A 26678-nucleotide genomic window follows, 5' to 3' on the forward strand; every position below is an offset into this window, starting at 1 on the left:
AATATCGATAGACGCTGTCTTTTATTATCTTTGCCACCATGGAGCATTTCGAAAGTTGGAAGGATCTTTTAAATCCTGAATTTTATATAAAGATGGGTGGTTTTTGGCTCATTTTATTTATTATCTTCGCAGAGACGGGTTTGTTTGTAGGGTTTTTCCTCCCTGGTGACAGTTTGCTTTTTGTATCAGGTATATATGCGGTAGAAATTGTTAAAGAAACTTTCGGTGGTACAGGAAGTAATTTATTAGATACTACCATTTTAGCTACCGCAGTGGCAGTTGCTGCTGTAATTGGTAATGAAATTGGTTATTGGTTTGGGCTTAAAGCCGGACCAGCTCTTTACAAAAAAGAAGATTCATTCCTTTTCAAAAAGAAATACCTTTTTCAGGCACACGATTTTTTCGAACAACATGGCGCTTTGGCAGTAATTATGGCGAGATTCTTACCCATCGTCAGAACATTTACGCCGATTGTAGCCGGCATCGTAAAAATGGATAAAACCCGGTTTTTAATCGATAATATTATCGGTGCTTTTTTGTGGTCATTTTCGTTAATTTTCGCGGGACATTATTTAGATGCCTTATTCAAAACTCAGTTTGATATTGATTTGAAATCGCATTTAGAAATGATCATCATTATTATTGTATTGATTACAACTGTTCCGATCATCGCAAAATTTTTCTTCGGAAAAAAGAAAGAAGAAGTAAAACAGGACGCGGATATTTCTAAATAAAGATTTTTTCTTTTAAAATATAAAAACAGCATTTTTTACAATGCTGTTTTTTTTAATCTGGAATGAAGTAATGAGGATTACTTTGTCTGGTCCTTTATTCTTTCGGTCAGCATGGTGATCATTCTTCTGTTATACTCTTTGCTTTCCAAAATATACAGATCCAATTCGGAAAGGGTCAGCATGCCAATCGTTATTCCGATGAAGGTGTTTTTCAGAACGCTGTCTTTCAGTAAACTCTGTTCGATGAAAGTTCTCTTTTTTGCTGCGGATAAAGAATTGAAATCTGGATTTTGGCGCGCACAGTACGTTGAAAATAATTTCAGATAGAGTTCATTTTGTAATTTTAAAACCGGTCGCAAGGATTGATTCTGAAATTGCTCAATTGCGGAACTCGTTTCTAAAACAGGAATTTCTAAAGTTTCCCTTAAATCAATTTTCGTGATCATTTAATTTTTTCTTTGCAGTAAATGTAAAGCTTTTGAAATTGAAACAGGGAGTGATTTCACCGCGTTATTTTTTTTAGGAGTGAATAAGTTTCGATTTCCGCCAATGAATACTTTAATGCCTTTTTATCGTTTTTAAAGCCCAAAAGCAAGAAGAGTTTCTTGCTTTTGGGGTGTACTGTAAATCCTTAATTAGTAGGAGTCGTAAAGATTGTAGCTTATCTTTTCTTTGATTTAATATAGAAAAATCCTAATGCAATACCGGTAACCATCATCATGACGGTTTTTGTTTTTCGTGAAGGAACAGGAATCGCGAGTTCACCGTAAATCCTCATCGGATCTTTTGATTGATAATTGACGTTTCCGTCCGTATTGGTTTCTGCATCCGGTTTCATCGCCAGTCTTAAAGCTGCCGATGCAGTGTTGATAATCGCTTTGGGAAATAAACCGTAAAGAACTTTCATCACGTGGGCATAACCATCTGTGATAATGCTTTTCTTCGGATTTTTTGCCGCTTCTACCATTTGCGCAGCCAGTTCGCGCGGATCGCTGGAAAAAGGTGGAATTTTAAAATCCAGACCCGAATATTTGGCAGAGTGCATATTTCCTGTTGATCTTTGAATTCCGGGATACATTCCGACAATATGAATGTTCGGTTCATCTGAAACTTCGCCCTGTAACCCTTCTACCATTCCGCGGATTCCAAATTTGGTACTCGAATAGGCGGTTGAATAAGGAGCCGGCATCCATCCGCCGATTGAAATATTATTAATTAAAATCCCTTCTTTCTGCTTTTTGAAAATAGGAAGAACGGTATGGGCACCGTGTAAAAATCCTAATAAATTGGTTCTTACCAGTTGATCCATCGTTTCGACCGGGATTTCTTCAAATTTACCACTTGCCATAACACCGGCGTTATTGATCCAGATATCAATCCGGCCATTAAACTGCAGTGCCTGTTCTGCCAGATGCTGAACTTGCTGCGCATCGGAAACATCAGTCTGAACGCCCAGGGCCACTACTTCTAAATCGTGACACAATGCGACAGTCTCATCCAGTCCTTCGCGGCCTCTGGCGGCAACTACCACATTGCAGCCTTCCAGCGCGAATGCTTCTGCGGCGGCTCTTCCAACGCCACTTGTTCCTCCGGTGATGACGACTGTTTTTCCACGTAATTCCCCGTGGTTTATTTCTTTATTTTCCATAATGATAAATTGTAATGTTAGATTGATGCACAGATACTATCAATTATTATGCAATTGATTATAAAATTAAATTAATAACTTTTTTTGAACGGAAAGAGAATGCTTGCTCTTGAAATCTTTTTTTCAGATTATCACTTCTTTAGGCCACAAATCATATTTTGAAATCTGTCATTTTAACGAAAGTCACTCCCTGACTGTGAGCCCGAATGCTCTTTATTATAATCGTTTCATGACCCTTTTTGCAATAGAAGATTACCGTAATTGGCCAACATTCGCGAAATTTTTATGCCCGAAAAACACTCAATTACAAAGGATTTGAAGCAAGGGTAAAAAGCGCAACAGCTTACTTCGCGCGCTGAGTTCTAACTGAAAAAAACCGGATTTTTTACGAAAAGCATTCAAAAAATATAACCAAAATTCGCTTCAGCCGTCCGGGATTTTAAAATGGATGATTACATAAATAGTATTGTTTCCCGAAAAACAGTAAGGATTATGCATCGACAGGTTTGAATTTTCATCGCTGAGTTAAAGCTTTCTGCCCCTTGGTTTGTGAAATTTCGAAAATCAATTGTTAAATAATCCTAAATTATATTGAAAATCATTATATTTGCCGACTATAATTTTAATGTTGTAAACTATTAACGATGCAAGGAAAAGGACTTATTAAGCTGGTTGCGATTATTCTGGGACTTATTTGTCTTAACGAATTGTTACCAACATGGTATGCTGGTAAAGTTGAAAGACAGGCCACTGCTGTTGCGGGAAACAACCCCGAAAAATATAACAGGGAGATCGCCCGTCTGTCTAAAGACACTCTGAATCTCGGATTTACAAAACTGTATTATTCCAGAGCAAAAGAAAGAGAAATGAAGTTGGGTCTGGATTTGAAAGGAGGGATCAACGTTCTTTTGGAAATCAACCAAAGAGATTTGGTGAACGATTTAACCCAATATTCTACGAATCCGATTCTTTTGGAAGCGCTGGACAGAACCGAAAAAGACCAGAAAAATTCTACGAAAAACTATATCGAGAATTTCTTTACCGAGTTTGAACTGGTGAATAAAGAAAAAGGAACCAATCTGAAACTGGCTGATCCGGAAATCTTCGGGAATACCAATCTTACAGAAATTAAATACAACTCATCTGATGAGGAAGTTAAAAATATCGTCAGAAGAAAAATTAGTGCTTCTGAAGGAGCTGCTTATGAAGTAATCAGAACGCGTATCGATAAAATGGGAGTCACCCAGCCAAACGTTCAGCGTGTTCCCGGAACAGGTAGAATCTCCGTGGAAATGCCGGGGAGCAAAGATATCGACCGTGTAAAGAAAATGTTGGCGACTTCTGCTAAGTTACAGTTTTGGGAAGTACAGACTGTACAGGAAGTTATCCCTTATTTAGAACAGTTATCAACGATTGTTCCTTTGAAAGCAGATTCTATCGGTGTTGCAAAAAATACCAATTTAATGAATATGCTTCAGTTGAACTCTTTAAGATCAAGTGGAGTTGGTAACATTAAATTATCAGATACTGCTGCAGTTAATAAAATATTAAACTCAAAAATTGCAAAAGACCTTCGTCCTGCGAATATTAAATATACCCAATTCATGTGGGGCTATAAGCCGGAATCTACCGACGCAAATAATTTAGTGCTTTATGCAATCCGTGGTAATATCAACCAGAAAGCGCCGGTTGACGGTGCGGTGGAATCTGCGAGAGTAAACTATGACGAAATGGGTAGAGTAGTTGTCGACATGCAGATGGACTCTAAAGGTTCTAAAGAATGGAAAGCCATGACGGCCAAAAACGTAAACAAATCGGTAGCGGTTACTTTGGATAATGTTGTTTATACAGCGCCAAATGTTGTTAATGAAATCCCGAACGGCAGAACCCAGATTTCCGGAAACTTCTCCCAGGAAGAAGCGCAGGATTTGGTAAATGTTCTGGGAGCTGGTAAATTGCCTGCAAGTGCAAAAATAGTACAGGCAGATGTGGTTGGACCATCATTAGGCCAGCAGTCAATCGATGCAGGGATGCTTTCATTCCTGATTGCCTTTTTGGTAATTGTTGCCTATATTATTTTCTACTACGGTGGAGCAGGAGTTTACGCAGTAATCGCAATGGTGATTAACTTATTCTACATCTTCGGAATCATGGATTCTGTAGATGCGACCTTAACTTTGCCTGGTATCGCAGGTATCGTGCTCTCCATGGCGATGGCGGTGGACACCAACGTAATTATTTATGAAAGAACCAAAGAAGAACTCTTCGCCGGTAAAAATATTCTGGAAGCTTATAAAGACGGTTTCAAACACGCTTTATCAGCGATTATCGACGGTCACTCGACTACGATTTTAACGGCAGTTGTTCTGTATATTTTCGGAACAGGTCCAATTAAAGGATTTGCGGTAACATTGATCATCGGTATTCTGATGACCTTCTTTACTTCGGTACTGTTATCAAGAGTGATGATTTTTGCGAGACTGAACAAAGGTAAAGGACTTTCTGTATGGACTCCTCTAACGAAGAATTTATTCAGAAATGTCTGGATTGACTTTATCGGAAAAAGAAAATATGCTTACATCATTTCTGCGTTCCTTACCGTTGGAAGTTTACTTTCAATCGCAGTCAACGGATTTAAATATGGAATCGACTTTACGGGAGGTAGAAACTACGTAGTGAAATTCGATAAACCTGTTGATGCAACAAAAACAGAAGAAGCTTTAATTAAAATATTTGCTACCCAAGACGGAAAACTATCTGCTGTAGAAGCGAAAACTTTCGGAAGCGGTAACCAGTTAAAAATATCTACGGATTATTTAATTGATGATGAATCTTTGAAAGCCGATCAAACCATCGAGCAGAAATTATATGAAGGTTTAAAACCGAATCTTCCTGCTAACATGACTTTACAGGATTTCAAAGCGGCAGATAAAGATCATGCAGGAATTGTTTCTTCAACCAAAGTAGGTCCAACGGTTGCAGACGACATCAAAACCGGTGGAATGTTCGCCGTAATTGCTGCCTTAGCGGGAATCTTCCTTTATATTTTGGTGCGGTTTACCAAATGGCAGTTCTCTTTGGGAGCCGTCGCAGGTCTTGCGCATGACGCCATTGTTATTCTCGGAGTATATTCATTACTGCACAAATACATGCCGTTTAACATGGAGATTAATCAGGATTTCATTGCGGCAATTCTTACTGTTCTTGGATATTCCATCAATGATACCGTAATTGTATTTGACAGAATCCGGGAATATTTAAGAGAGAAAAAATCCACTACTTTGGCAGGGTTGTTTGATGATTCTATTTCCAGTACTTTGGGTAGAACCTTCAACACCTCATTTACTACGATCCTGGTCATCTTGGCCATCTTCATATTCGGTGGAGAAAACCTAAGAGGATTCATGTTTGCCTTATTACTCGGTATTGGATTCGGTACCTATTCGTCGATCTTTATCTCTTCAGCAATCGCCTATGATTTCCTGAAAGGAAAAGGGAAAGAAGAAACTCCACACGGAAAAACTTCTGTAGATGTTGAAGTAATCGACAAGAGAACTAAGAAATAAATTTTCTGTTCAGATAACAAATGTCCTTCGAAAGAGGGACATTTTTTTTGTGGGAAAATTGGGTTTGTTTTTTTATTTGGGCAGCTTTTTGAGCCGTCTACGCCTATTTTTTTTTGAATCCGTCTCAAATCTTGAGGATGGATCCGTAGTGTTTTAAAGTAAACTGATCGTTTACTGATATTAAGAAAGGCGTATCTTTATTTTATTATTAAAAATTTTACTACATGATAAAAAATTATTATTGAATTTTCCAACCACAAAAGTAACAAAAGGGAAAAGTATAAAAACACTCCTTTTAAAGTTCAAATAAGTAGAGCGCTTTTGCATCAACCTTTTTTAAACTTTTACACGAAATTTTTTAATCTTCAAAGTAGTAAAAACTTTTGTGCCTTGTGTGGTTAACTTTTTTGTCATGTACTAAGAATAAAAATCATTGATTATGAAAAATACCGACCGCACTTTTTTTGAAGGATTATATGGGAAAAGTTCTATCGAATTTGTAAAAGGTTTGGTGTATATCTATCCGTTTGGAGTGATCGGAAAAGAAAATAACAACAACGTAAAACCACATATTCACAACAATCAGTTTCAGATTTTTTTAGTGATTCAAGGCAGCACGGTATTGCTTCATAATGACGAAAAAATTCCGATATCGGCTCCTTCATTTATAACCATTCCGAAAAATACTGAACACGGTTTTGAACATCAAACGGAAATGAAAGGTTGGATTATCAGCCTTTCAGATGCTGTATTGGAGCACATGATTAAGAGAGAAACCGAAGCCGTGATTGCGATTGAAACTTTCCAGCTGACCGCAGTAACAGCGGATAGCTTTTCAGAAACGGTTTTTAAAAACATGCTGGAGTGTGTAGAAGAATACCATCAGGAAAACTTCGGCAAATTGCTGATGCTTGAAAGTATGATTGGAAAAATGATCGTACAGCTGAGCCGAATCCCGAAAAGCACCCCACTGCGAATTTTCAACAAAGACAATTCATCCATTATTTATTTCAGAAGATTTTCTCAACTTATTCGTGAAAGCCGTACCTATAAAAAAACAATTGAACAGTATGCCGCCGAGCTTAATATTACTCCTGGTCATTTAAACAGAATTTGCAGTATTATAGCCCAGCAAAATTCCAAGGAAGTAATCATAGATTACTTTATTAACGAATCAAAAACGCTGCTTTCAGACATAGAAAAAAGCATTAATGAGGTTGGATACAGTCTCGGTTTTGACGACCCAAGTTATTTTTCCAGACTGTTTAAAAAGAAGACTGGGTATACACCCAATGAATTCCGAAAAAACATAGGTGTTAAAAATTAAATAACACTCTTGCATCATTTGTGATAGTAATAAATTAAAAGTCCTATTCCCGAAACTTGATTTCAAGGTAATTTTGTTTTTCAGGTAAGCAAGTGCTTACTAACGTGATGAAACGCTTACTATTATAAGAAATGATGTCAAAGATAAAAATTACGAGAATAGAGACTTTTATTGTAGATTTACCAACGATTAGACCACATCATCTTTCCATGGCGGTCATGAGAAATCAGTCTATGGTAATAATCCGCCTTTTTTCTTCAGATGGAATTGAAGGGATAGGAGAAGCGACAACCATCGGTGGGATTTCGTATGCGGATGAATTTCCTGAAGGAATAAAACTCGCAGTCGATACTTATTTTACCCCATTACTTTTAAATCAGGATTCTACAAACATCAATTTTCTGATGAAACTTCTTGATAAAAACATTTCTGGAAATAATTTTGCCAAATCAGGAATTGAAACCGCTTTGCTAGATGCTCATTCCAAAAGACTTGGTGTTCCTTTGCACAATCTGTTTGGAGGAGCAATTTCAGAAAATCTTCCCGTTTTATGGACACTTGCGAGTGGCGACACCGATAAAGACATTGAAGAGGCTAAAAAATCAATTAGCGATAAAAAACACCAAGTTTTCAAACTAAAAATAGGAAGTAAAAAACCTGAAGAAGACATCAAACACGTTGCCGCCATAAAAAATGCTTTGGGTGCGGATATAAAAATAACCGTAGATGTCAATCAGGCGTGGAGTGAACAGGTCGCTAAAAGAGCGATACAAAAACTTCAGGATGCCGGTGTTGATCTTATAGAACAACCTCTTGCAAAGCATAATTTTGAAGGATTGGCAAGACTAACTTCTTATTTTGAAGTTCCTATTATGGCAGACGAAGCCGTAGCTACCGTTCAGGATGCTTTTAAATTGGCTAAACTGAATGCAGCCAGTGTTTTTGCACTCAAAATCTCAAAATCAGGCGGACTCACAAATATTGCAAGACAAGCAGCGATCGCACAAGGAGCTGGCATTTCGCTTTACGGAGGTACAATGCTTGAAGGAACAATCGGAACAGTTGCGTCGGCGCATATTTTTTCCACACTGACTAATTTGGATTGGGGAACAGAACTTTTCGGTCCTCTTTTACTTACGGATGATATTGTTAAAAAACCAATTACCTATCAAAATTTCAGTCTTGAAATTCCTAAAGGAATAGGACTCGGAGTTGAACTGGATATGAATCAAGTAGAAAAATATAAAAGAAAATAATATGGTTTACGTAGTAGAAATGGAGGTTCACCTCCCAGAAACCTGGAGCGAAAAAAAAATAGCCGATATCATCGCAAGAGAAAAAGAATGCTCTCAAAAATGGCAGTCTTCCGGAAAATGGAAATATTTATGGCGTGTTGCCGGCAAGTTTTCTAATATTTCTGTTTTGGAAGTAGAAAGCCCGGATGAACTACATCAAATAATCAGCTCTTTGCCTTTATTTCCGTACATGACAATAAACGTAACGAGTATTTGCAAACATCCAAATGCTTTAAGAGAAACAATCTTGTAATTTTAAATAGTAACAACAAACAACTGATATTATGAAAAGAATAGATCAAAAACTAATTGACGAAACATTAGAGTTAATAAAATCTTCAGAAAAAGATGGCGCTGGAAATGAAAGAATCAAAACCATTGTTAACCGTCTTCTTAAAGATTTGTTTAACGCAATGGCCGATTTAGACATTACCTCCGAAGAAATGTGGAAAGCTTGTGATTGGCTCACGCAAACAGGAAAAAACAACGAATATGGGTTGGTATTTGCTGGATTGGGAATTGAAAAATTCATGGACGTTCAAATGGATTGGGAAGACGAACAGGCAGGAATCGAAAACAAAACGCCTCGCACCATTGAAGGTCCTTTATATGTTGCAGGTTCACCAGAATCTACTTCATATGCAGAATTAGAAACAGAAATTGAACCCGATGCAGAGCGTTTATTCATGAGCGGAGTGGTTCGTGATGAAAACGGAAATCCTATACCTAATGCAAAAGTGGAAATATGGCATTGCAATTTAAAAGGATTGTATTCTCACTTTGATTCTTCGCAACCAGCATTCAATTTACGACGTGCAATCAATGTGGTTGAAGATGGAAAATACGAATTCAAATCTTTCGTTCCTGTAGGTTATGCTTGTCCTCCAAACGGTTCTACAGATACGTTGATGCAGTTGTTAGGCCGTCACGGAGCGCGTCCGGCACACATTCACTTTTTTGTGACAGCACCAGGTTTTAGAAAATTAACCACTCAGATCAATATCGAAGGAGATCCTTTAACTTATGATGATTTTGCTTTTGCAACCCGTCCTGAATTGGTTCCTCATATCGAAAGAGTTTCAGCTGAAGATGCTGCCAAATACGGAAAAAATGAAGCTTTCGCTAAAATTAATTTCGACTTCAATATGGTTCATGAAATAACAAATGCCGCTCCTGGTGAAAACCATAGATTGCGTGCTGCTGCAGAATTGTAGTATATAATTCACTTGTACAACCCAATGGATCTGTAGGAAGAAAAACTGCAATTCCATATTTTCAAAAAATTTATAATACGATACTGAAAATTTGAATTTTATAATTCGAACAGGAATTTTATTGCCTTAAAATTTTAAATTATGAAAAAAGTTACTTCCGAATATCTGGATAGCCTTATTGTTCACGATAAAGAACAAGGTCTCTACCGTCATAACCGTGAATCTTTTACCAACGAAGAATTATTTGAATTGGAAATGAAACACATTTTCGAAGGCAATTGGGTTTACCTTGCTCACGAGTCTCAAATCCCAAATGTAAATGATTATTATACTACTTCGATAGGAAGACAATCGGTAGTCATTACAAAAGACAAGCAGGGAAAATTAAATGCTTTAATTAACTCTTGTACCCATAAAGGCGCACAATTGTGCCGCTATAAAAAAGGAAACAAATCTACTTTTACATGTCCGTTTCACGGATGGACTTTTAGCAATGCAGGAAAATTATTAAAAGTAAAAGATGGGAAAACGGGTGGCTATCCAGAACAGTTCAATTGCGAAGGTTCTCATGATTTAGTGAAGGTTGCAAAATTTGAGTCGTACAAAGGTTTCTTATTCGGATCGCTTAAGCCCGATGTACTTTCTTTGGAAGACTATTTAGGAGATTCAAAAATTATTATCGATCATATTGTAGATCAGGCGCCAGAAGGTTTAGAAGTGTTAAATGGTTCGTCTTCTTATGTTTACAACGGAAATTGGAAATTACAAATGGAAAATGGAGCCGATGGTTATCACGTTTCATCGGTACACTGGAATTATGTTGCAACAATGGGAAGTCGTGACTACGAAAAGGAAGGAACTAAAGCGGTAGATGCCAATAATTGGTCGAAATCGGTAGCTGGAGTGTATGGTTTTGAAAACGGACATATTTTGCTATGGACGAATAAACTAAACCCTGAAGTAAGTCCAATTTATCAACAAAAAGAACGTCTTATTTCTGAATTTGGAGAAGAAAAAGCAGATTTTATGGTGAATATGACGCGTAATTTAGGTTTGTATCCAAACGTATTTTTAATGGATCAATTCTCTACACAAATTAGAGTAATAAAACCTATTTCTGTCAATGAATCAGAGATTACCATTTACTGTTTTGCACCAAAAGGTGAAAGTGCAGAAGAGCGTGCCACAAGAATCCGTCAATATGAAGATTTCTTCAACGTAACAGGTATGGGAACTCCAGATGATTTAGAAGAATTTAGATCTTGCCAAATTGCCTACCAATCTTCTGCTATAAAATACAATGATATGAGTCGTGGTGCTACCCATTGGATTTACGGACAAGACGAACAGGCAGAAAAGATGGGCATTCAGCCACTCATTTCTGGAATTAAATCGGAAGATGAAGGTTTATTTATCACCCAACACGAATTTTGGAAAAACTCTTTAAAAGATGGTCTTTCTAAAGAAAATTTAGCCGTTTAAAACTATAGATCATGACAAATTATCAAGATATACTACAATTCTTATACAAAGAAGTTCGCCAATTAGACGATAAACAATGGGATGAATGGTTGAAATTTTATGATGACGATTGTGTTTTTTGGATGCCAGGATGGGATGACGAAGATGAATTAACCAAAGATCCGCAAACTGAAATTTCATTAATTTATTATCCAAATAAAGGCGGATTAGAAGATCGGGTGTTCCGTATAAAAACCGAACGTTCATCAGCTTCGATGCCCGAACCAAGAACTTGTCATTACATCAATAATGTGGAAATTCTGGAAGAAAATGAACACGAAGTAAAAATTCGTTTTAATTGGAATACTTTATCCTTCCGATACAAAACAACCGATACGTATTTCGGCCTTAGTTTTTACACCCTGAAAAAAAATCAAGATTCATTCTTGATTTCAAATAAAAAAGTAATCATTAAAAACGACTACATCCGTCAGGTTTTAGACGTATATCATATTTAAAATAATAGTTATGGCAAAAGTTGCATTAAATTTTGAAGACGGCGTAACCCATTTTATTGAGACTGCAGGTAATGAAACCATTGCAGAAGCAGCCTATCGAGTAGGTGTAAATATTCCTTTAGATTGTGCCGATGGTGCTTGCGGAACGTGTAAATGCTTATCAAAATCGGGTTCATTTGATTCTGGAGATTATATTGAAGAGGCTTTATCTGATGAAGAAGCAGAAAACGGTTACGGTCTGGCTTGTCAAATGCGTCCAGAATCGGATATGATCGTAGATATTTTAGCGAGTTCGGTTGCCTGTAAAGTAGAAGTAACCACTTATGAAACGGAAATTACCGAACTGACTTTTCTATCCTCTGAAATTGTAAAACTAAAAACTAAAATAAAAGACGGCTCTACTATCACGTTTTTGCCAGGTCAATATGCCAATATATTAGTTCCTGGCTCAACAGAAACACGCTCTTATTCATTCTCCTGTTTATCAGATAGCGATGAAATGGAATTTATCATTCGACTCATTCCAAATACAGGTTTGATGAGTGATTATTTAAGACAGGCAAAAGTGGGCGAAACTTTAAGTATAACGGGACCAGTTGGTAGTTTTTACAGTCGTGAAATAAACCGTGAAACGTTGTTTTTTGCCGGAGGAACCGGAATTGCTCCTTTTATTGCCATGTTAGAAAAACTAAATAAAGAAGAAAATAGCCAAACGATTAAATTGTTTTACGGCGCTACAACGGCAGAAAATATTGTTGAATTAGATCGTCTCAAAACCTATACAAATCTTACTATAGAAAAATATCCTTGTGTCTCCAATGAAAACTGCGATGCTTATCCATCAGGATATGTGACGCAATGGATTAATAAAGAGGAATTATCTGCAGCTGTTTACGATATTTATATCTGTGGTCCCAATACAATGGTTGATGCGGTTAAATCTTCTTTAGAAGACAATCAAATACATTACGAAAATTTCTATACTGAAAAATTTATTCCAACAGGAATGGCAACCATTTAATCTAAACTTATGATATTTCAAGATAGATTTAAAAATAAAATTGCCATCGTTACCGGTGCTGCACAAGGTATCGGCAAAGGTGTTGCCAAACGTATTGCTAAAGAAGGAGCTAAAACAGTTTTAGTTGATCGTTCTGATGTAGTTTTAGAAGTAACAGAAAATTTAAAAAAAGAAGGATACGATGTTATTGCAGTACAAGCCGATTTAGAAACTTTTGAAGGTTTTGAAAAAGTAGTAAATAGCACGATAGAAACCTTTGGTAAGATTGATATTTTAATCAATAATGTGGGCGGAACCATTTGGGCAAAACCTTTTCAACATTACACAGAAGAAGAAATTTTAAAGGAAGTAAACCGATCATTATTTCCTACTTTATGGGGATGCAGAAGCGTTTTACCCAGTATGATTGCCAATGGTGGTGGCGTAATTATTAATGTTTCATCGGTGGCAACACGTTCTGTAAATCGGGTTCCCTATGCGGCTGCAAAAGGTGGCGTGAATGCGATTACGGCATCTTTAGCGTTTGAACAAGCCACAAATAATATACGAATTATTGGGATTGCACCTGGCGGAACGGAAGCTCCTCAACGTATTATACCGAGAAATGAAAATCCACAAACGGAAAAAGAAATTTTGTGGTACCAGGAAATTATAGACCAAACAAGAGAATCGTCCTTGCAGAAAAGGTACGGAACTATTGAAGATCAGGTGAGCACCATATTATTTGCTGCATCTGATGAAGCCCAATATATTACAGGCGTAACCATTCCTGTTGCTGGTGGCGATTTAGGATAATTTTATTAAAAGAAAAAAAATGCCAAAAATTCAATTAACAAATTTCATTTGTCATTATAAATATGAAAATTTCGGACATGAAAAAACATTGGTTTTTTCCAATTCATTGGGAACCAATTTATCCATGTGGGAAGATAATATCACTGTTTTAAGTCATCACTTTAATATTTTAAGATACGATAAACGGGGTCATGGCGATAGTACAATTAGCCAAGATCAAGTTTCAATTGCAGACTTAGGAAACGATGTTATTGAATTATTGAACTATTTAAAATTAGATCAAGTTTATTTCTGTGGACTTTCTATTGGAGGTTCAATTGGTCAATGGTTAGGAATTAATCATCCCACTCGTTTCGAAAAAATAGTTATCAGTAATACTGCCGCAAAGATTGGAACAGAAGAAGGATGGCAAACTCGCATAAAACAAGTTACAGAAAATGGACTGGAAAGTATATTAACCGGAACGGCAGAACGTTGGTTTACTCCCGATTATAGAGCTAAAAATCCTGATAAAGTTCAGGAAATTTTAAATAGTTTTAAAGCGACTTCTTTACAAGGATATACTGCTTGTTGCTATGCCGTTGCTGGTGCAGATTTTAGGGAACAGCTTCATCATTTAGAAGTTCCTACTTTAATCATCGCAGGTACAAAAGATGAGGTGACCACGGTTGAGGACGGAAAATTCATTCAAAAACGTACACCAATTGAAAGTTTAGTTACACTTGATGCAGCTCATTTATCGAATATGGAACATCCGGAAGAGTTTGCAAAACACATTATTCATTTCACACAACATTAAAAAAAATTCTAATGAAAACGATACCACAAATATCTTTACAGGAAGCAGTTGCAATGGTAAAGGACGGAGATACTTTATTGCAGGGCGGATTTGGAATGACGGGAAACCCAGTTCATTTGATGCATGCTTTAGCTGAAACAAAAACCAAAAACTTAACTTTTATTGGAAATAATGTAGGTGAAGCAGGAATTGGTGGCGGAAGACTTCTTAGAAACGGTCAACTCAAAAAAATGATAGGTTCTTTCTTTACTTCTAATCCTGAAGCAGTAAAAGCAGCACAGGATGGCGTTGTGGAATATGAATTATTACCGCAAGGAACTTTAGCCGAAGCAATCAGAGCGGGTGGCGCAGGTATTGGCGGTTTTTTCACCCCAACTTCGGCTGGAACTGAGTTAGCAAAAGGAAGAGAAACAAAAATATTGAATGAGGTCGAACAGGTTTTTATTCCGGGAATTAGAGGAAACGTAGCCTTTATCCGTGCTTGGAAAGCTGATACCGCCGGAAATCTTCAGTATAGAATGACCGAACAAAATTTCAACAGAGCCATGGCTACTGCTGCAGATTTAGTCATTGCAGAAGTCGAAGAAATTGTTCCTGTTGGAGAAATTTCCCCAGAAAGCATTCATACTCCAGGTTCTTATGTAGATTTTCTGGTAAAGGCGACTTTAACTTTAGACGATCTTGGAAGTTCGGCAACGGTTTCATCAAGCAAAAAAGTTTCTGAAACCCGTTTAAATATGGCGAAAAGAGCTTTAAAAGAACTTAAAAAAGGAGATGTCGTGAATTTAGGAATTGGAATTCCGACACTCGTTGCCGATTTAATTTCAGGAGATGAAGGAATTATTCTTCATACAGAAAACGGAATGCTTGGCGTTGGTCCAGCTCCAGTAGATGGTGGCGGTGCTATGGATTATCCGGTAAATGCAGGGAAAGTTCCAGTGACAGCGCTGAATGGTTCTTCTTATTTTGATTCTGCAGATTCGTTTGCCATGATCCGTGGAAAACATGTAGATGTGGCCATAATGGGAGGATTGCAAGTAGATGAAGCCGCAAATTTAGCAAATTGGGCAGTTCCTGGACAACCATTATTGGGAGTTGGCGGCGCTATGGATCTAGCTTCTGGAGCGAAAAAGCTTATCATTACCATGATGCATAATGAGAAAAACGGCGATGCAAAAGTAGTTTCGATATGCGATCTTCCGCTAACGGCACTAAAAGCTGTTGATATGGTGATTACCGATAAAGCAGTATTTGAATTTATAGACGGCAAACTTATATTAACCGAAGTTATGCCAGGCGCAACTTTAGAAGAAGTGCGAGAAAATACTACTGCAAAATTTATAGAACGATTATCGTAACATGCTGACGGTACTTTAAGGCGTCCTAATAGTTTTGCATCAAATTATAAAAAGAAAAATTATGAAAACAGAAGCCTATATTATAGATGGAATCCGTACCCCAATTGGAAATTTTGGCGGTACTTTAGGCGCAGTACGTACCGATGATCTTGCCGCAATGGTCATTGAGGAATTGGTAAAAAGAAATCCGGCTATTCCGAAAGACGCCATTGATGAAGTTGTTTTAGGATGTCATAATCAGGCAGGTGAAGACAACAGAAATGTGGCAAGAATGGCTGCATTACTAGCCGGACTACCGGTAACTGTTCCTGGCGAAACGGTAAATAGGCTTTGCGCGTCCGGAATGTCGGCCATTATCCATGCTAACAGAGCAATCAAAGCAGGCGACGGTGACATTTTTATTGCTGGCGGTGTGGAAAACATGACCCGTGGACCATTAGTAATTTCAAAACCATCAAAAGCCTTTGGAACCGATTCTAAAATGGAAGATTCTTCTTTTGGATGGCGTTTTGTAAATCCGAAAATGAAAGAAATGTACGGCGTAGATCCTATGGGAATTACCGCTGAGAATCTGGTAGATTTGTATGGCATTTCAAGAGAAGATCAGGACAAATTTTCTTTAGCCTCTCAATTAAAAGCTTCTGCTGCCACTAAAAATGGACGATTGGCAGAAGAAATATTTCCCATAACTATACCTCAGCGCAAAGGACAGCCAATAGTTTTTGATAAAGATGAATTTGTTAGAGAAAATTCTACGTTAGAATCGCTTTCGAAACTGAAACCAGCCTTTAAAAAAGACGGTACAGTAACGGCCGGCAATGCTTCGGGTTTAAATGACGGTGCCGCGGCAGTGTATGTGGCATCAGGAGAAGCTGTCGAAAAGTATGGCTTAAAACCTTTGGCCAGAATTGTTTCCTCCGCAGTTACAGGTGTTGAACCGCGAATTATGGGAATCGGACCTGTGACTGCTGTTCAAAAAGCATTGAAAAAAGCGGAACTTACTTTAGATGATATTGGAGTTATGGAATTTAACGAAGCCTTTGCAGCACAAGCATTGGCTTGTACGAGAGCATTAGGACTAAAAGATGATGACCCAAGAATAAATCCCAATGGTGGCGCTATTGCTTTAGGACATCCATTAGGCATGTCCGGTACACGGATAACGTATTCTGCTGCGCTGGAGCTTCACAAGAAAAATGTAAGGTATGCATTAGCCACGATGTGTGTAGGGGTAGGTCAAGGATATGCTGTTATTTTGGAAAAAGTGGACTAAGTAATTTATTTCTTAATACGATAGAATTAGAAAATGAGTAAGAAACAGGACATCTTGGATGCCGCATTAAATATTTTTACAGAGGTAGGGACATCAGCTGCGTCAACGAAATCTATTGCCGTTGAGGCAAATGTGTCTGAAGCGCTTATTTTTAAACACTTTAAAAATAAAGACAACCTTATTGAAGAAATTGTAAAATCGGGATACCGGGAAGCCACCAAGTTGGTTGCGGAACATTTGGAATACAAAACCCCCGAAAATTACATTTCAAACTTACTCGATTTACCAAAAATACTCGTCTTGTCAAACAAAAACTTCTGGCAGATGCAATATAAAATCACGCCGCTGAATGTGATGGCAATGACGCATCATCAGCTGTTTATGAAATCGAGTCACGAATTGCTGGTGAAGGCTTTTGCGTTATTAGGCTATGAAGAACCAGATTTAGAAGCAGAAATACTGCTGTTTATTATTGATGGCTTGTGGAAATATATTGCGGCCAATGAGTTTAATTCCGACCATATCGATGCCATCATCCGCCTTGCCAAAAAGAAATACAGCATACATTCGTAGTATTGATTCATAAAGGTTATAGGTGTTTTAGGGCAGATTAACGGTCAGTTAATGCTAAATTGCATCTGACCTAAAATAAAAAATCATTAATTATTATTCAATATGAAAAAACTAATCGAATTATTGGCGGGTAGTCAATCTCAATTTATAAACGTAAGCCGAATTTCTATATTTGTGGTCATGGCCTGGATTGGCGGTTTAAAAGCCTTTCAGTATGAAGCGGATGGCATTGTTCCGTTTGTGGCGAACAGTCCTGTGATGTCATTTTTTTATACCAAAGAAGCACCTGAATATATTGAATATAAAAATCCGGAAGGGAAAACCGTTCAGAAAAATGTTGACTGGCATGAGGTCAATGGTACTTATATTTTCGCCTACGGATTAGGAACCTTGATCATCATTATTGGAATTTTTACTTTACTGGGAATCTGGTATGATAAAATTGGATTAATCGGCGGACTGTTAACATTTGGTATGTCGATCGTTACGTTGACGTTTTTAATCACGACGCCTGAAGTATATGTTCCAAATCTGGGCGGCGATTTTCCGACCCCGGAGTACGGATTTCCTTATTTGTCGGGTGCAGGGCGTTTGGTACTGAAAGACATAATCATGTTAGCAGCCGGACTGATTTGTGCAGCGGACAGTGCAAAGCGACTTACGTTACAATTGGAATAGGTGCTGACAAGCTTTTGGTTGGAAGGTGTTGAGGTTTGCATTAATGCGCAATAATTGAGTTTACATGTAAATAAAATATTTTTAAACGTCTAAATGCTTCCCGCTGTTTTTGTGCTGCATAAATTGAATTTCAACAATCTTACCATCCTTATCTGGGCGGGATTAAGAGAGGGGATATCTGTGGCAACGGCGCTTTCATTGCCCAATTCAGCTAAAGAGAATTAATAGAAATACAGTCGCCTACAGGAAATAGGGTATTGGCGGGTGAACCAAAAGAAAAAGGTGGCCAGGACAAAGGATTCTCGCCAAAAGAATTGCTGGTTTCTGCTTTGGCAGCCTGTACCAGTGCCACAGTAGGGATGTATTCCGACCGTAAAGCAACGTACATATTGAAACTGAACTCATTGAAGACGATGGAAAAACCATTTTTAAAAGGAAACTTCAATTTGAAGGAAAGCTGGATGAAAGGCAACGCCAAAGACTTTTGAATCGCTTTTTATCATTAAATGGTTTGCGAATACGAATGCTCGTCTCCCCAATTTTGATGTTTCCGCGAGAGTGCCCAACTCCCTCAACAGTTTCCGGCGGAAGGTCTTTTTCCTGGCGCTTACCAGTCCGAAAATTCCTGCAGCCGCTTTGGTTTGGGGGCCATTTTTTCACGCGGTCGGGTCCTACCCGTACGAATATGCGTTCGCCATCATTTACAAAAACAATATTGCCGGTTGCACCGCTCAGGTTGCCATTTTTCTTTAAATTTGCCATAACGATTTCCGTGGGGATTAGGTTGTCATCAACCGCCCGTCAGCAGAAGATCTTATTTCTACTGATCCTCAACGCATTAATTTTGATGAAGATACAATTAAAAACCATTATAAAAGCATTGTTTCTCCAATAGTTTATTGGAGTTTTATTGGACTTATATTGGAGTGATATTGCAGTTATAAAGAAGGACACTGGCAGGAGATTGGAAGCAATGAGCGAGCATTGTGGGAGGAAGACCCCAACTGACCCCGTGAAACTGACTGCGCACTACGACGTTGCCATATCACTTACGCGGAGTCCCATTCCGTAACACTTGAGGATGAGTTTGCGTTTCGGATTCTCGGTAATCTGAGCAAAACTTCTTGCGGACTATTATTTGGTCAAGGGCGAAAAGTTCGCGCTTAGTTAAAAGAATGATCGGTGACGTACCATGGTTTTTGGGTTTGCTGCCATCGGGGTTTTGTTGGAGATTTGAGCATTGCAATAAGCAAAGAATCATTTGGAAACCTGATCCAAATGATATTTTTGTTTTTGTGTTGAACCACCTTCACAATATCTATTTTTTGGATGAGAAAAGAAAAATTGCTGCAGCCAAAAGAATTCAAAAACAAATCACTAAATTTGGGTTGACTGACAAGGATATTGAAATCACAAAATTTTGATTATCAATGTTTAAATTTAACCTTAGTCAGAATATTTATAAAAATATGTCGTGAAACTGAAATTCTTCATTTTAACTTTATTTCCAACTCTAATTTTTTCGCAGAATTCGAGTTTTATTTATGAGATGAAGTTTAAACCAAATTCTGACAGCACAAAAACTGAAAAAATAATCTATTTTTTGGACGTAAAAAATCAAGAGTCAATTTTTCGTTCCGAAAAGTTTCGAACTTCCGACTCTTTGAGAATCAAACGCGGATATGGAAATAGCGCAGATATGCAGTTCAATAATAAGCAATTGTATGTTTACAAAAAATACGATAAAAATGTAGTTAATAAATATGTTTTTATTCCCTTTATTGAGCCAAAATATACAATAAAAGTAAAAAAGAATTTAATTTGGAAAATTACTAATGAAAAAAGGAAAATTGGACAATATGACTGTCAAAAAGCAGAAACAAATTATGGTGGAAGAAAATGGTTTGCTTGGTTTACAAATGAAATTCCTATACAAGATGGACCTTATGTTTTTCGTGGATTGCCAGGTTTAATTGTTGATATTTCTGATGAAAATTCAGATTATTATTTTAAGCTTGGAGAAGTACGTCATTTTTTATGGAAAGAATTCTATCTTGAAACTTCACAGAACGAAATTTCTTGGGAAGATTTCAAAAAATTGCAAATGAATTTTTATAATAATCCGTTTGCAGTACTTAATAAATCTGATGTAACAAATTATGATGAAGCAGGAAATATCGTTGAAACTGACTTAAAAAGAATGACTGAATCTATACAAGAAAGAATCCGCAATAACAATAATCCAATTGAATTGGACCAAAAATTAGATTATTAATAACACTTCTGTTAATACGGTATTTCTACAAGAGGGTATGAAGTTTTTATCGAGGATTTTAGCAATTAATTCAATTTTCAGCAAGTAGAAAGTTTTCGTATTTTTAGCCCGCCTGCAGAAATACTAAACGTTGTACGACATTAACCTAAAATTAAAATTATAAAATATATCTAATGAAAAAAGTAATAGTATTTTATTTATTCTTGATGATTGCAATATTGGCAATAAGTTGTGAGAGAGAAGATAGGGATAGAATAACAACCGTTGTAGCAACTGTACATCATCAATATGTTGATTTATCTGTTCCGCCGGACTTTGATGTAATAAAGGGTATAAAAATTAAAGAATCCACTTCTACTGAATGGGTTACAATAACCGGAATTGATGGATTTACTTTCGAAGAAAATTTTGTGTATGAACTTAAACTTGAAAAGAAGTACTCAGCAGATCCGCCTTTAGACTCACCAAGCCCTGTAACATATAAGCTGTTGGAAATCTTGTCGAAAAAGCAGAAATAACGTACAATAACTAAGCTTTAGCTTCGCTCAGTTAGGCTCCGCCTCGGGTCGTTTTGTCTGCAAGATAAGAAATGAAAGCTCGGTGAATCCTACAACTTCTCTCTCGGACTGGCTACGCCTTCGGTGACTTTTCGGTAAGCTATTGAATTGTCTGTTGAGATATTATCGCTCATTTTTGGTAAAATAATGCAGGCAATGGAAAGAGAATCGAAAACAAATCAATATATTTGACGCGACTGGTAAAGTCCTGAAATAATCAGCTTATCGCTGCCGGATTCATTATGTCAGTCGAAAAAAAACGATCCAACAAAATTTTATTTTTATGCTATTTCTCATACCTGCTTATTTATCAGAAAACTCACCCATCGATTATTTTGCGCCGGCCGTAAAAGAATATATTTTAAAGACCGATTATTTCTTTGTGGAAAATGAAAAAACCGCCAGAAAAGTCATTAAGTTTTTCGCGCCCGAAAAAAAGCAGGCCGATTTAAAGTTGTTTCTGCTGGATAAAAATACCGAAAGAAAAGATTTACAGGAAGCCCAAATGCTGATGAAAAAAGGTCAGGATTTCGGTTTGCTTTCAGAAGCGGGGTTGCCCTGTATTGCCGATCCCGGAAATGTAATGGTGATGTGGTGTCATGAAAATGGCGTAAAAGTAGTTCCGGTCAATGGACCGTCTTCCATTATTATGGCTTTGATTTCCAGTGGGTTTAATGGTCAGGAATTTACTTTTCACGGTTATTTGCCGATCGAGAAATCAGAGAAAAAAGCGAAGATCAAATGGCTTGAGAATCAGGTGTTGACCACGGGCTATTCTCAGATTTTCATGGAAACGCCTTACCGTAATAATCCGCTTTTTGATGATTTGTGCAAAGTGTTGGCGCCAAGTTCAAAGCTGTGTATCGCTGCCAATATCAACGATCCAAAAGAGGAGTTTATTAAGACCTTAACCATTAAAGAATGGCAGAAAAACAAGCCGGAACTTCATAAAATCCCTGCGGTTTTTGTGTTGGGGAAATAAACTTTAACAACCATTAACAGGATACTTGCATCATTTTTGATCTTATCGACACAAATAAATTATTATGTCAGAAAGAAAGTTAGCGGGAATTTGGATGGATTCCGAAAGTGCAACGGTAGTTAAAAATCACGATATCGAAAGTGCTTATAAATTTTTTGTTTGTAATCCGGTGAAAAAAGATGTTCAACACGGTAATTCAAGCGAGAAAAATGCAAATAATGTAGAGCAAACCAATATGGCGAAGTTTTTTAAGGATCTAGAGCATCTCATCACCAATACAGAAGAACTTTATTTAACCGGAACCGGAACGGTTCAGGAACAGTTCAAAAATCATTTGGCGGAAACAGCGCAATTTAAGAATTTGAAAGTGACTCTTGATACAGATCAGAAAATGAGTGACCAGCAGTTTTTAGAAAAAGTCAAAAAGCACTTTGGTGAATAATTAAATTTTCCCAAGCAAAAAGGTCAGAAATTTCTGACCTTTTTTTATTTGGAATAATGGTACTTGAAACCATCATTTGCATCCTGGGCTAAATACAAATCATTGGCGTTTATGCTTTCAATAATTAAGTTCGGCTGATTACTGAAGTGCAAGAAAAGTTTTTCCAAATGATCAGTGTTTGTGACTTCTCTGGCCAAATAATAAGTTCCTTCGCTCACCACTTCTGTATTTTCTTTTATGGTATAAATTGATTCTGCAGTTAAGGTTAAGGTTCTTGTAACTCCTGTGTTTGAAGGTGTTTGGTGAACGTTTGCCAATCCGCCATCGGTTGAAACCCAGTTCCAGACGCCTACATATTGTTCGTTATCCGTTTCGTCTTCTCTTGTTCCACAGGAAAAAAGAAGGAATAAAAACGCAGTAAGAAGTATGATTCTTTTGATCATTATGTCTTTTTTTAGAAATTAATATTCCTCAAATTTAAGGTTTTTACCTATGTTTAAATGATTTTCAGTCGATTGAGATTCGAAATATGAGACAAGTCATTTTAATATTTGATTTTTAGTTTTTGTAAAATAAAATGAAGTAACCAAATAGGTCCAATTAAAAGAAACTGTAAATCTTTTAAGAAACTGGGTTTTTTGCCTTCGATTTTATGCCCGTAAAACTGCCCGATCCAGGAAAGAACGAATATTGAAACGAAGACCATCCATGATTGATGTTCAAATTTCACATTGATAAAGTAAACGGGATGCTCCAGTAATGCCATGATGAGAATCATCAGTAAAGCAATCCGCCACGATAATCTGACATAAAAAAGGGTCACTAAGAGCAATGCGATACAGCTCACAATACTGATACATCCGAAATAAATAAAACAAAAATGCGGCGCCGGAATCAGTGAGATAAGCCCAAGAATCGACCAGAAAATTAAAGGAACGCAAATCCAGTGGATTAATTTGTTGGTTTGATTCTTATGACTTTCACCATATTCGGCAAAGAGTTGATCAATTTTTCTCATAGGTTTTAGAATTTTTATTGTACTAAATTAATGATTCTTTTAATAAAGGATTTTATTTTTAATAAAACATTTTACAATTGACTGCTGCTCAATATTTTCTTATTTTTGACAAAAATTTATTTCAATGAAAGATTTAATGGGGCAGGCGATTTGGGATTTTTATCATGATAACAGTCCTGAGAATTTATTAACGGAAACTTCCATTTCGGAAATGGACGATTTGCCGGTTGATTATCTATTCCGGGATTTTGATGAAATGAATTTGGTGGAACAAAAAGCCCTGGAATTATCGAAAGGTAAAGTTCTCGATATCGGAGCAGGCGCAGGTTCTCACAGTTTATACCTCCAGAATGAAAAGGGTCTGGATGTTTTGGCGTTGGATTTTTCTCCCAAATCAATTGAAGTTTGTCAACTGCGCGGCGTTAAAAAAACGGTATGTTCAGATATGCTTCAGTTTTCCGGTGAAACATTCGATACGGTATTATTGTTAATGAACGGCACGGGAATTTTTCAGTCACTTGATAAAATCGATATTTATTTAGAGAAATTGCATTCATTATTAAATGAAAACGGACAGATTCTAATTGACAGCACCGATATTCTCTACATGTACGACCGCGCCGATGATGGCGGAGTTCTGGTGCCGACCGAACATTATTACGGCGAAGTCGATTATTTTGTCCATTATAAACTCGATACTGAAAAACCGATTAAATGGCTTTATCTGGATTTTGAAACTTTGAAAAGAGCCGTCGAAAATAACGGATTTAAGATTGAAAAAATACTTCAGGAAGAAGATTCCTTTTTAGCGAGATTAACAAAAAAAGACCTGAATTAATTTCAGGTCTTCAATATTTAAAAATGGAATCAGTACATTATTTATCCGATTTCTACACCGTTTTCAACCGTTTCAGTTGGAGTTACAAATACCAATTTCCCTTCAGCATTATTCGTTAAAAGCAACATTCCCTGAGATTCGATTCCGCGGATTTTACGGGGTGCGAGATTCAATAAAATCATTACCTGTTTTCCCACACATTCTTCCGGAGTAAAACTTTCGGCAACACCGGAAACTACCGTTCTTACATCAACTCCTGTATCTACAGAGAATTTCAATAGTTTATCTGCTTTTTCCACTTTTTCAGCGGTCAAAATGGTAGCGGTTCTTAAATCTATTTTCGTGAAATCATCGAATTGAATTTCTTCTTTCATAGGATTAGCTTTAGGGTTGGTTTTTTTGTTGGATTGTTTTGTGTTTTCTAATTTCTGAATCTGGAATTCAATCGTTTCGTCTTCAATTTTCGAGAATAATAATTCTGCCGGATTTATTTGATGACCGGTTTTGATGAGTACTTTTTCGTTTTTAATTTCGCTCCAGTTTAATTGAGAAACATTGAACATTTTCTGCAATTTCTCTGCGCTGAAAGGAAGGAATGGTTCACAAATCTGTGCTAAACCAACTGCAATTTGTGCGGCCACAAATAAAGAAGCTGCTGCTTTTTCAGGATGGTCTTTAATGGTTTTCCAGGGTTCTTCAATCTGAAGGTATTGATTTCCGAAACGGGCGAGATTCATCATGGCTGTCAAAGCATTTCTGAATTCGTAATGTTCCAGGAAATTTTCAACTTCGGTTGCGGCTTTGGTAATTTCATTGAGCTCTTCCGCGTTTTCGTTTCCTGCGGGAACAATTCCGTCGTAATATTTATGAATAAGAACGGCAACTCTGTTAATGAAATTTCCGAAAATTCCCACCAACTCTGAATTGTTTTTGGTTTGGAAATCTTTCCAGGTGAAATTATTGTCCTTGGTTTCCGGTGCTGAAGAAAGAAGCGAATAACGCAAAACATCCTGCTGCCCCGGGAATTCCTGAACATATTCATGTGCCCAAACCGCCCAGTTTCGGGAAGTTGAGATTTTGTCGTTTTCTAAATTTAAAAATTCAAAAGCAGGTACATTGGCCGGCATTATGTAATCGCCATGGGCTTTCATCATCGCCGGGAAAATAATACAGTGGAAAACGATATTGTCTTTTCCGATAAAATGAACCAAATCTGTATTTTCATTTTGCCAGTAATCTTTCCAGTCTTTTCCGTTTTTTTCTGCCCATTCCTGGGTGAAGGAAATATAACCAATTGGTGCATCAAACCAAACGTAAAGCACTTTCCCTTCTGCATTTGGAAGAGGAACAGGAACGCCCCAGTTCAGATCTCTGGTCATGGCTCTCGGTTTCAAACCATCGGTTAACCATGATTTTACCTGACCGTAAACGTTAGGTTTCCAGTCGTCTTTATGGCCTTCGATAATCCATTCATTAAGAAAATCTTCGTATTCGTTTAAAGGAAGATACCAGTTTTTGGTTTCCTTTAAAATGGGAATATTTCCGCTCAGCATTGATTTTGGATTGATCAGTTCAGACGGAGAAAGGGTAGAGCCACATTTTTCACACTGGTCACCATACGCGTTTTCGTTGCCGCAATTCGGGCAGGTTCCTACGATATAGCGGTCGGCAAGAAACTCATTGGCCTGTTCATCAAAGTATTGTTCGGAAACTTCTTCGATAAACTTTCCTTTATTATATAGGGTTTTGAAGAAATCCTGACTCACATCACGGTGTCTTTCAGAAGTGGTTCGGGAATATTCATCAAAAGAAATCCCCAAATCCTCGAAAGATTTTTTGATAATTCCGTGGTATTTATCGACAATATCCTGTGGCGTAACCCCTTCTTTTTTTGCACGGATTGTAATGGGAATACCGTGTTCATCGGAGCCACAGATAAAAGCGACGTCTTTTCCCAGTCTTCTCTGAAATCTCGCATAAACGTCTGCGGGAATATAAACTCCAGCTAAATGACCGATGTGCACCGGTCCGTTTGCGTACGGCAAGGCAGCCGTAATCATCTTTCTATCTGACATATTTTGAGATTAATTTTTTGCAAAGATAAGGGTTCTGCGATGGAATTTAAAATGTAGAATCCTGAAAATTTACGGTGGGGGTTTGTGCTGTAGTTTAATTTAGTGATTTTAAGTGTTAAAATTTGCGAAACATTTGTTTAATTTTTTGTTAATTTTTAAGAAGGTTCCAAAAAAATGTATTTTCTGTAAAGTTTTGATAAATAGTTGTTTGTATTATTTTTATGATTCAAA

26 protein-coding genes are annotated in these 26678 nt (G+C 37.2%); 21 read left to right on the top strand and 5 right to left on the bottom strand.

Annotated elements, in window-relative coordinates; translation table 11 throughout:
- The first annotated feature begins 38 nt into the window (after nt 1–38).
- Nucleotides 39–734 (top strand): DedA family protein, encoded by a 696-nt coding sequence (locus NBC122_RS08900; protein ID WP_133440040.1) that lies wholly within the window; start codon nt 39–41, stop codon nt 732–734.
- A gap of 77 nt (nt 735–811) precedes the next feature.
- On the opposite strand, the gene NBC122_RS08905 is transcribed toward NBC122_RS08900, so the two are convergent.
- Nucleotides 812–1180 carry a glyoxalase gene (locus NBC122_RS08905; protein ID WP_133440041.1) on the bottom strand — a complete coding sequence of 123 codons (369 nt, stop codon included), beginning with the start codon at nt 1178–1180 and terminating at the stop codon, nt 812–814.
- Between the two features lie 215 nt (nt 1181–1395).
- Entirely contained in the window at nt 1396–2382 is a 987-nt protein-coding gene (locus tag NBC122_RS08910) for an SDR family NAD(P)-dependent oxidoreductase (protein WP_133440042.1), read from the bottom strand.
- Between the two features lie 644 nt (nt 2383–3026).
- On the opposite strand from NBC122_RS08910, the gene secD reads away from it, so the two are divergent.
- The 19 genes from secD (at nt 3027) to NBC122_RS09005 (ending at nt 22516) form a co-directional block, all read left to right on the top strand.
- A complete protein-coding gene (gene secD / locus NBC122_RS08915) occupies nt 3027–5948 on the top strand; it encodes a protein translocase subunit SecD (protein ID WP_133440043.1) in 2922 nt (973 codons plus the stop codon).
- A 439-nt stretch (nt 5949–6387) separates the two neighbouring features.
- Entirely contained in the window at nt 6388–7275 is an 888-nt protein-coding gene (locus NBC122_RS08920) for an AraC family transcriptional regulator (RefSeq protein WP_133440045.1), read from the top strand.
- A gap of 131 nt (nt 7276–7406) precedes the next feature.
- The gene (locus NBC122_RS08925; protein ID WP_307425097.1) at nt 7407–8531 is read left to right on the top strand and encodes a muconate/chloromuconate family cycloisomerase; all 1125 of its coding nucleotides are present in this window, start codon (nt 7407–7409) and stop codon (nt 8529–8531) included.
- Nucleotide 8532: 1 nt separating this feature from the next.
- Nucleotides 8533–8823 (top strand): muconolactone Delta-isomerase family protein, encoded by a 291-nt coding sequence (locus NBC122_RS08930; protein WP_133440046.1) that lies wholly within the window; start codon nt 8533–8535, stop codon nt 8821–8823.
- A gap of 31 nt (nt 8824–8854) precedes the next feature.
- Nucleotides 8855–9784 (top strand): dioxygenase family protein, encoded by a 930-nt coding sequence (locus NBC122_RS08935; RefSeq protein WP_133440047.1) that lies wholly within the window; start codon nt 8855–8857, stop codon nt 9782–9784.
- 141 nt (nt 9785–9925) lie between these two features.
- Nucleotides 9926–11266 carry a Rieske 2Fe-2S domain-containing protein gene (locus NBC122_RS08940; RefSeq protein ID WP_133440048.1) on the top strand — a complete coding sequence of 447 codons (1341 nt, stop codon included), beginning with the start codon at nt 9926–9928 and terminating at the stop codon, nt 11264–11266.
- An 11-nt stretch (nt 11267–11277) separates the two neighbouring features.
- Nucleotides 11278–11763 carry a benzoate 1,2-dioxygenase small subunit gene (gene benB / locus NBC122_RS08945; protein ID WP_133440049.1) on the top strand — a complete coding sequence of 162 codons (486 nt, stop codon included), beginning with the start codon at nt 11278–11280 and terminating at the stop codon, nt 11761–11763.
- A 10-nt stretch (nt 11764–11773) separates the two neighbouring features.
- Entirely contained in the window at nt 11774–12784 is a 1011-nt protein-coding gene (gene benC, locus NBC122_RS08950; RefSeq protein ID WP_133440050.1) for a benzoate 1,2-dioxygenase electron transfer component BenC, read from the top strand.
- 9 nt (nt 12785–12793) lie between these two features.
- Nucleotides 12794–13579 carry a 1,6-dihydroxycyclohexa-2,4-diene-1-carboxylate dehydrogenase gene (locus tag NBC122_RS08955; protein ID WP_185145757.1) on the top strand — a complete coding sequence of 262 codons (786 nt, stop codon included), beginning with the start codon at nt 12794–12796 and terminating at the stop codon, nt 13577–13579.
- 19 nt (nt 13580–13598) lie between these two features.
- Complete coding sequence (gene pcaD, locus NBC122_RS08960; protein WP_133440051.1) at nt 13599–14378, top strand: 3-oxoadipate enol-lactonase; 780 nt, start codon at nt 13599–13601, stop codon at nt 14376–14378.
- An 11-nt stretch (nt 14379–14389) separates the two neighbouring features.
- Nucleotides 14390–15736, top strand: coding sequence for a 3-oxoacid CoA-transferase (locus NBC122_RS08965; protein ID WP_133440052.1), 1347 nt, complete (start codon nt 14390–14392; stop codon nt 15734–15736).
- Between the two features lie 61 nt (nt 15737–15797).
- The gene (gene pcaF, locus NBC122_RS08970; RefSeq protein WP_133440053.1) at nt 15798–17009 is read left to right on the top strand and encodes a 3-oxoadipyl-CoA thiolase; all 1212 of its coding nucleotides are present in this window, start codon (nt 15798–15800) and stop codon (nt 17007–17009) included.
- A 33-nt stretch (nt 17010–17042) separates the two neighbouring features.
- Complete coding sequence (locus NBC122_RS08975; RefSeq protein ID WP_133440054.1) at nt 17043–17582, top strand: TetR/AcrR family transcriptional regulator; 540 nt, start codon at nt 17043–17045, stop codon at nt 17580–17582.
- Nucleotides 17583–17684: 102 nt separating this feature from the next.
- Nucleotides 17685–18260 (top strand): DUF417 family protein, encoded by a 576-nt coding sequence (locus NBC122_RS08980; protein WP_133440055.1) that lies wholly within the window; start codon nt 17685–17687, stop codon nt 18258–18260.
- Nucleotides 18261–18517: 257 nt separating this feature from the next.
- Nucleotides 18518–18748 (top strand): OsmC family protein, encoded by a 231-nt coding sequence (locus NBC122_RS14495; protein WP_221343569.1) that lies wholly within the window; start codon nt 18518–18520, stop codon nt 18746–18748.
- 986 nt (nt 18749–19734) lie between these two features.
- Complete coding sequence (locus NBC122_RS08990; protein WP_133440057.1) at nt 19735–20535, top strand: GLPGLI family protein; 801 nt, start codon at nt 19735–19737, stop codon at nt 20533–20535.
- Nucleotides 20536–20708: 173 nt separating this feature from the next.
- Nucleotides 20709–21053 (top strand): DUF4377 domain-containing protein, encoded by a 345-nt coding sequence (locus NBC122_RS08995; protein WP_133440058.1) that lies wholly within the window; start codon nt 20709–20711, stop codon nt 21051–21053.
- Nucleotides 21054–21375: 322 nt separating this feature from the next.
- Nucleotides 21376–22074 carry an SAM-dependent methyltransferase gene (locus tag NBC122_RS09000; RefSeq protein WP_133440060.1) on the top strand — a complete coding sequence of 233 codons (699 nt, stop codon included), beginning with the start codon at nt 21376–21378 and terminating at the stop codon, nt 22072–22074.
- A 64-nt stretch (nt 22075–22138) separates the two neighbouring features.
- Nucleotides 22139–22516, top strand: coding sequence for a hypothetical protein (locus NBC122_RS09005; protein WP_133440061.1), 378 nt, complete (start codon nt 22139–22141; stop codon nt 22514–22516).
- A gap of 44 nt (nt 22517–22560) precedes the next feature.
- Here the strand turns inward: NBC122_RS09005 and NBC122_RS09010 are convergent, their stop codons facing one another.
- Entirely contained in the window at nt 22561–22959 is a 399-nt protein-coding gene (locus NBC122_RS09010) for a hypothetical protein (protein ID WP_133440062.1), read from the bottom strand.
- Between the two features lie 101 nt (nt 22960–23060).
- Nucleotides 23061–23534, bottom strand: a complete 474-nt coding sequence (locus tag NBC122_RS09015) for an Mpo1 family 2-hydroxy fatty acid dioxygenase (RefSeq protein ID WP_133440063.1) — start codon at nt 23532–23534, stop codon at nt 23061–23063.
- Nucleotides 23535–23658: 124 nt separating this feature from the next.
- On the opposite strand from NBC122_RS09015, the gene NBC122_RS09020 reads away from it, so the two are divergent.
- Nucleotides 23659–24372, top strand: coding sequence for a class I SAM-dependent methyltransferase (locus tag NBC122_RS09020; RefSeq protein ID WP_133440064.1), 714 nt, complete (start codon nt 23659–23661; stop codon nt 24370–24372).
- A 41-nt stretch (nt 24373–24413) separates the two neighbouring features.
- On the opposite strand, the gene metG is transcribed toward NBC122_RS09020, so the two are convergent.
- Nucleotides 24414–26447 carry a methionine--tRNA ligase gene (gene metG, locus NBC122_RS09025; protein WP_133440066.1) on the bottom strand — a complete coding sequence of 678 codons (2034 nt, stop codon included), beginning with the start codon at nt 26445–26447 and terminating at the stop codon, nt 24414–24416.
- Nucleotides 26448–26678 lie beyond the last annotated feature (231 nt).

Origin of the sequence: Chryseobacterium salivictor (assembly GCF_004359195.1) — a bacterium.
Taxonomy (GTDB): Bacteria; Bacteroidota; Bacteroidia; order Flavobacteriales; family Weeksellaceae; genus Kaistella; species Kaistella salivictor.

What these genes read in the sequence shown, in the direction of transcription:
- NBC122_RS09020 (WP_133440064.1), top strand. Translation starts at nt 23,659, where the DNA reads ATGAAAGATTTAATGGGGCAGGCGATTTGGGATTTTTATCATGATAAC.
- benB (WP_133440049.1), top strand. Translation starts at nt 11,278, where the DNA reads ATGACAAATTATCAAGATATACTACAATTCTTATACAAAGAAGTTCGC.
- NBC122_RS08910 (WP_133440042.1), bottom strand. Translation starts at nt 2,382, where the DNA reads ATGGAAAATAAAGAAATAAACCACGGGGAATTACGTGGAAAAACAGTC.
- NBC122_RS08935 (WP_133440047.1), top strand. Translation starts at nt 8,855, where the DNA reads ATGAAAAGAATAGATCAAAAACTAATTGACGAAACATTAGAGTTAATA.
- benC (WP_133440050.1), top strand. Translation starts at nt 11,774, where the DNA reads ATGGCAAAAGTTGCATTAAATTTTGAAGACGGCGTAACCCATTTTATT.
- NBC122_RS08900 (WP_133440040.1), top strand. Translation starts at nt 39, where the DNA reads ATGGAGCATTTCGAAAGTTGGAAGGATCTTTTAAATCCTGAATTTTAT.
- NBC122_RS08975 (WP_133440054.1), top strand. Translation starts at nt 17,043, where the DNA reads ATGAGTAAGAAACAGGACATCTTGGATGCCGCATTAAATATTTTTACA.
- pcaF (WP_133440053.1), top strand. Translation starts at nt 15,798, where the DNA reads ATGAAAACAGAAGCCTATATTATAGATGGAATCCGTACCCCAATTGGA.
- NBC122_RS08920 (WP_133440045.1), top strand. Translation starts at nt 6,388, where the DNA reads ATGAAAAATACCGACCGCACTTTTTTTGAAGGATTATATGGGAAAAGT.
- NBC122_RS09005 (WP_133440061.1), top strand. Translation starts at nt 22,139, where the DNA reads ATGTCAGAAAGAAAGTTAGCGGGAATTTGGATGGATTCCGAAAGTGCA.
- NBC122_RS09000 (WP_133440060.1), top strand. Translation starts at nt 21,376, where the DNA reads ATGCTATTTCTCATACCTGCTTATTTATCAGAAAACTCACCCATCGAT.
- NBC122_RS08995 (WP_133440058.1), top strand. Translation starts at nt 20,709, where the DNA reads ATGAAAAAAGTAATAGTATTTTATTTATTCTTGATGATTGCAATATTG.
- NBC122_RS09010 (WP_133440062.1), bottom strand. Translation starts at nt 22,959, where the DNA reads ATGATCAAAAGAATCATACTTCTTACTGCGTTTTTATTCCTTCTTTTT.
- secD (WP_133440043.1), top strand. Translation starts at nt 3,027, where the DNA reads ATGCAAGGAAAAGGACTTATTAAGCTGGTTGCGATTATTCTGGGACTT.
- pcaD (WP_133440051.1), top strand. Translation starts at nt 13,599, where the DNA reads ATGCCAAAAATTCAATTAACAAATTTCATTTGTCATTATAAATATGAA.
- metG (WP_133440066.1), bottom strand. Translation starts at nt 26,447, where the DNA reads ATGTCAGATAGAAAGATGATTACGGCTGCCTTGCCGTACGCAAACGGA.
- NBC122_RS08940 (WP_133440048.1), top strand. Translation starts at nt 9,926, where the DNA reads ATGAAAAAAGTTACTTCCGAATATCTGGATAGCCTTATTGTTCACGAT.
- NBC122_RS08965 (WP_133440052.1), top strand. Translation starts at nt 14,390, where the DNA reads ATGAAAACGATACCACAAATATCTTTACAGGAAGCAGTTGCAATGGTA.
- NBC122_RS08930 (WP_133440046.1), top strand. Translation starts at nt 8,533, where the DNA reads ATGGTTTACGTAGTAGAAATGGAGGTTCACCTCCCAGAAACCTGGAGC.
- NBC122_RS08905 (WP_133440041.1), bottom strand. Translation starts at nt 1,180, where the DNA reads ATGATCACGAAAATTGATTTAAGGGAAACTTTAGAAATTCCTGTTTTA.
- NBC122_RS08980 (WP_133440055.1), top strand. Translation starts at nt 17,685, where the DNA reads ATGAAAAAACTAATCGAATTATTGGCGGGTAGTCAATCTCAATTTATA.
- NBC122_RS08955 (WP_185145757.1), top strand. Translation starts at nt 12,794, where the DNA reads ATGATATTTCAAGATAGATTTAAAAATAAAATTGCCATCGTTACCGGT.
- NBC122_RS09015 (WP_133440063.1), bottom strand. Translation starts at nt 23,534, where the DNA reads ATGAGAAAAATTGATCAACTCTTTGCCGAATATGGTGAAAGTCATAAG.
- NBC122_RS08925 (WP_307425097.1), top strand. Translation starts at nt 7,407, where the DNA reads ATGATGTCAAAGATAAAAATTACGAGAATAGAGACTTTTATTGTAGAT.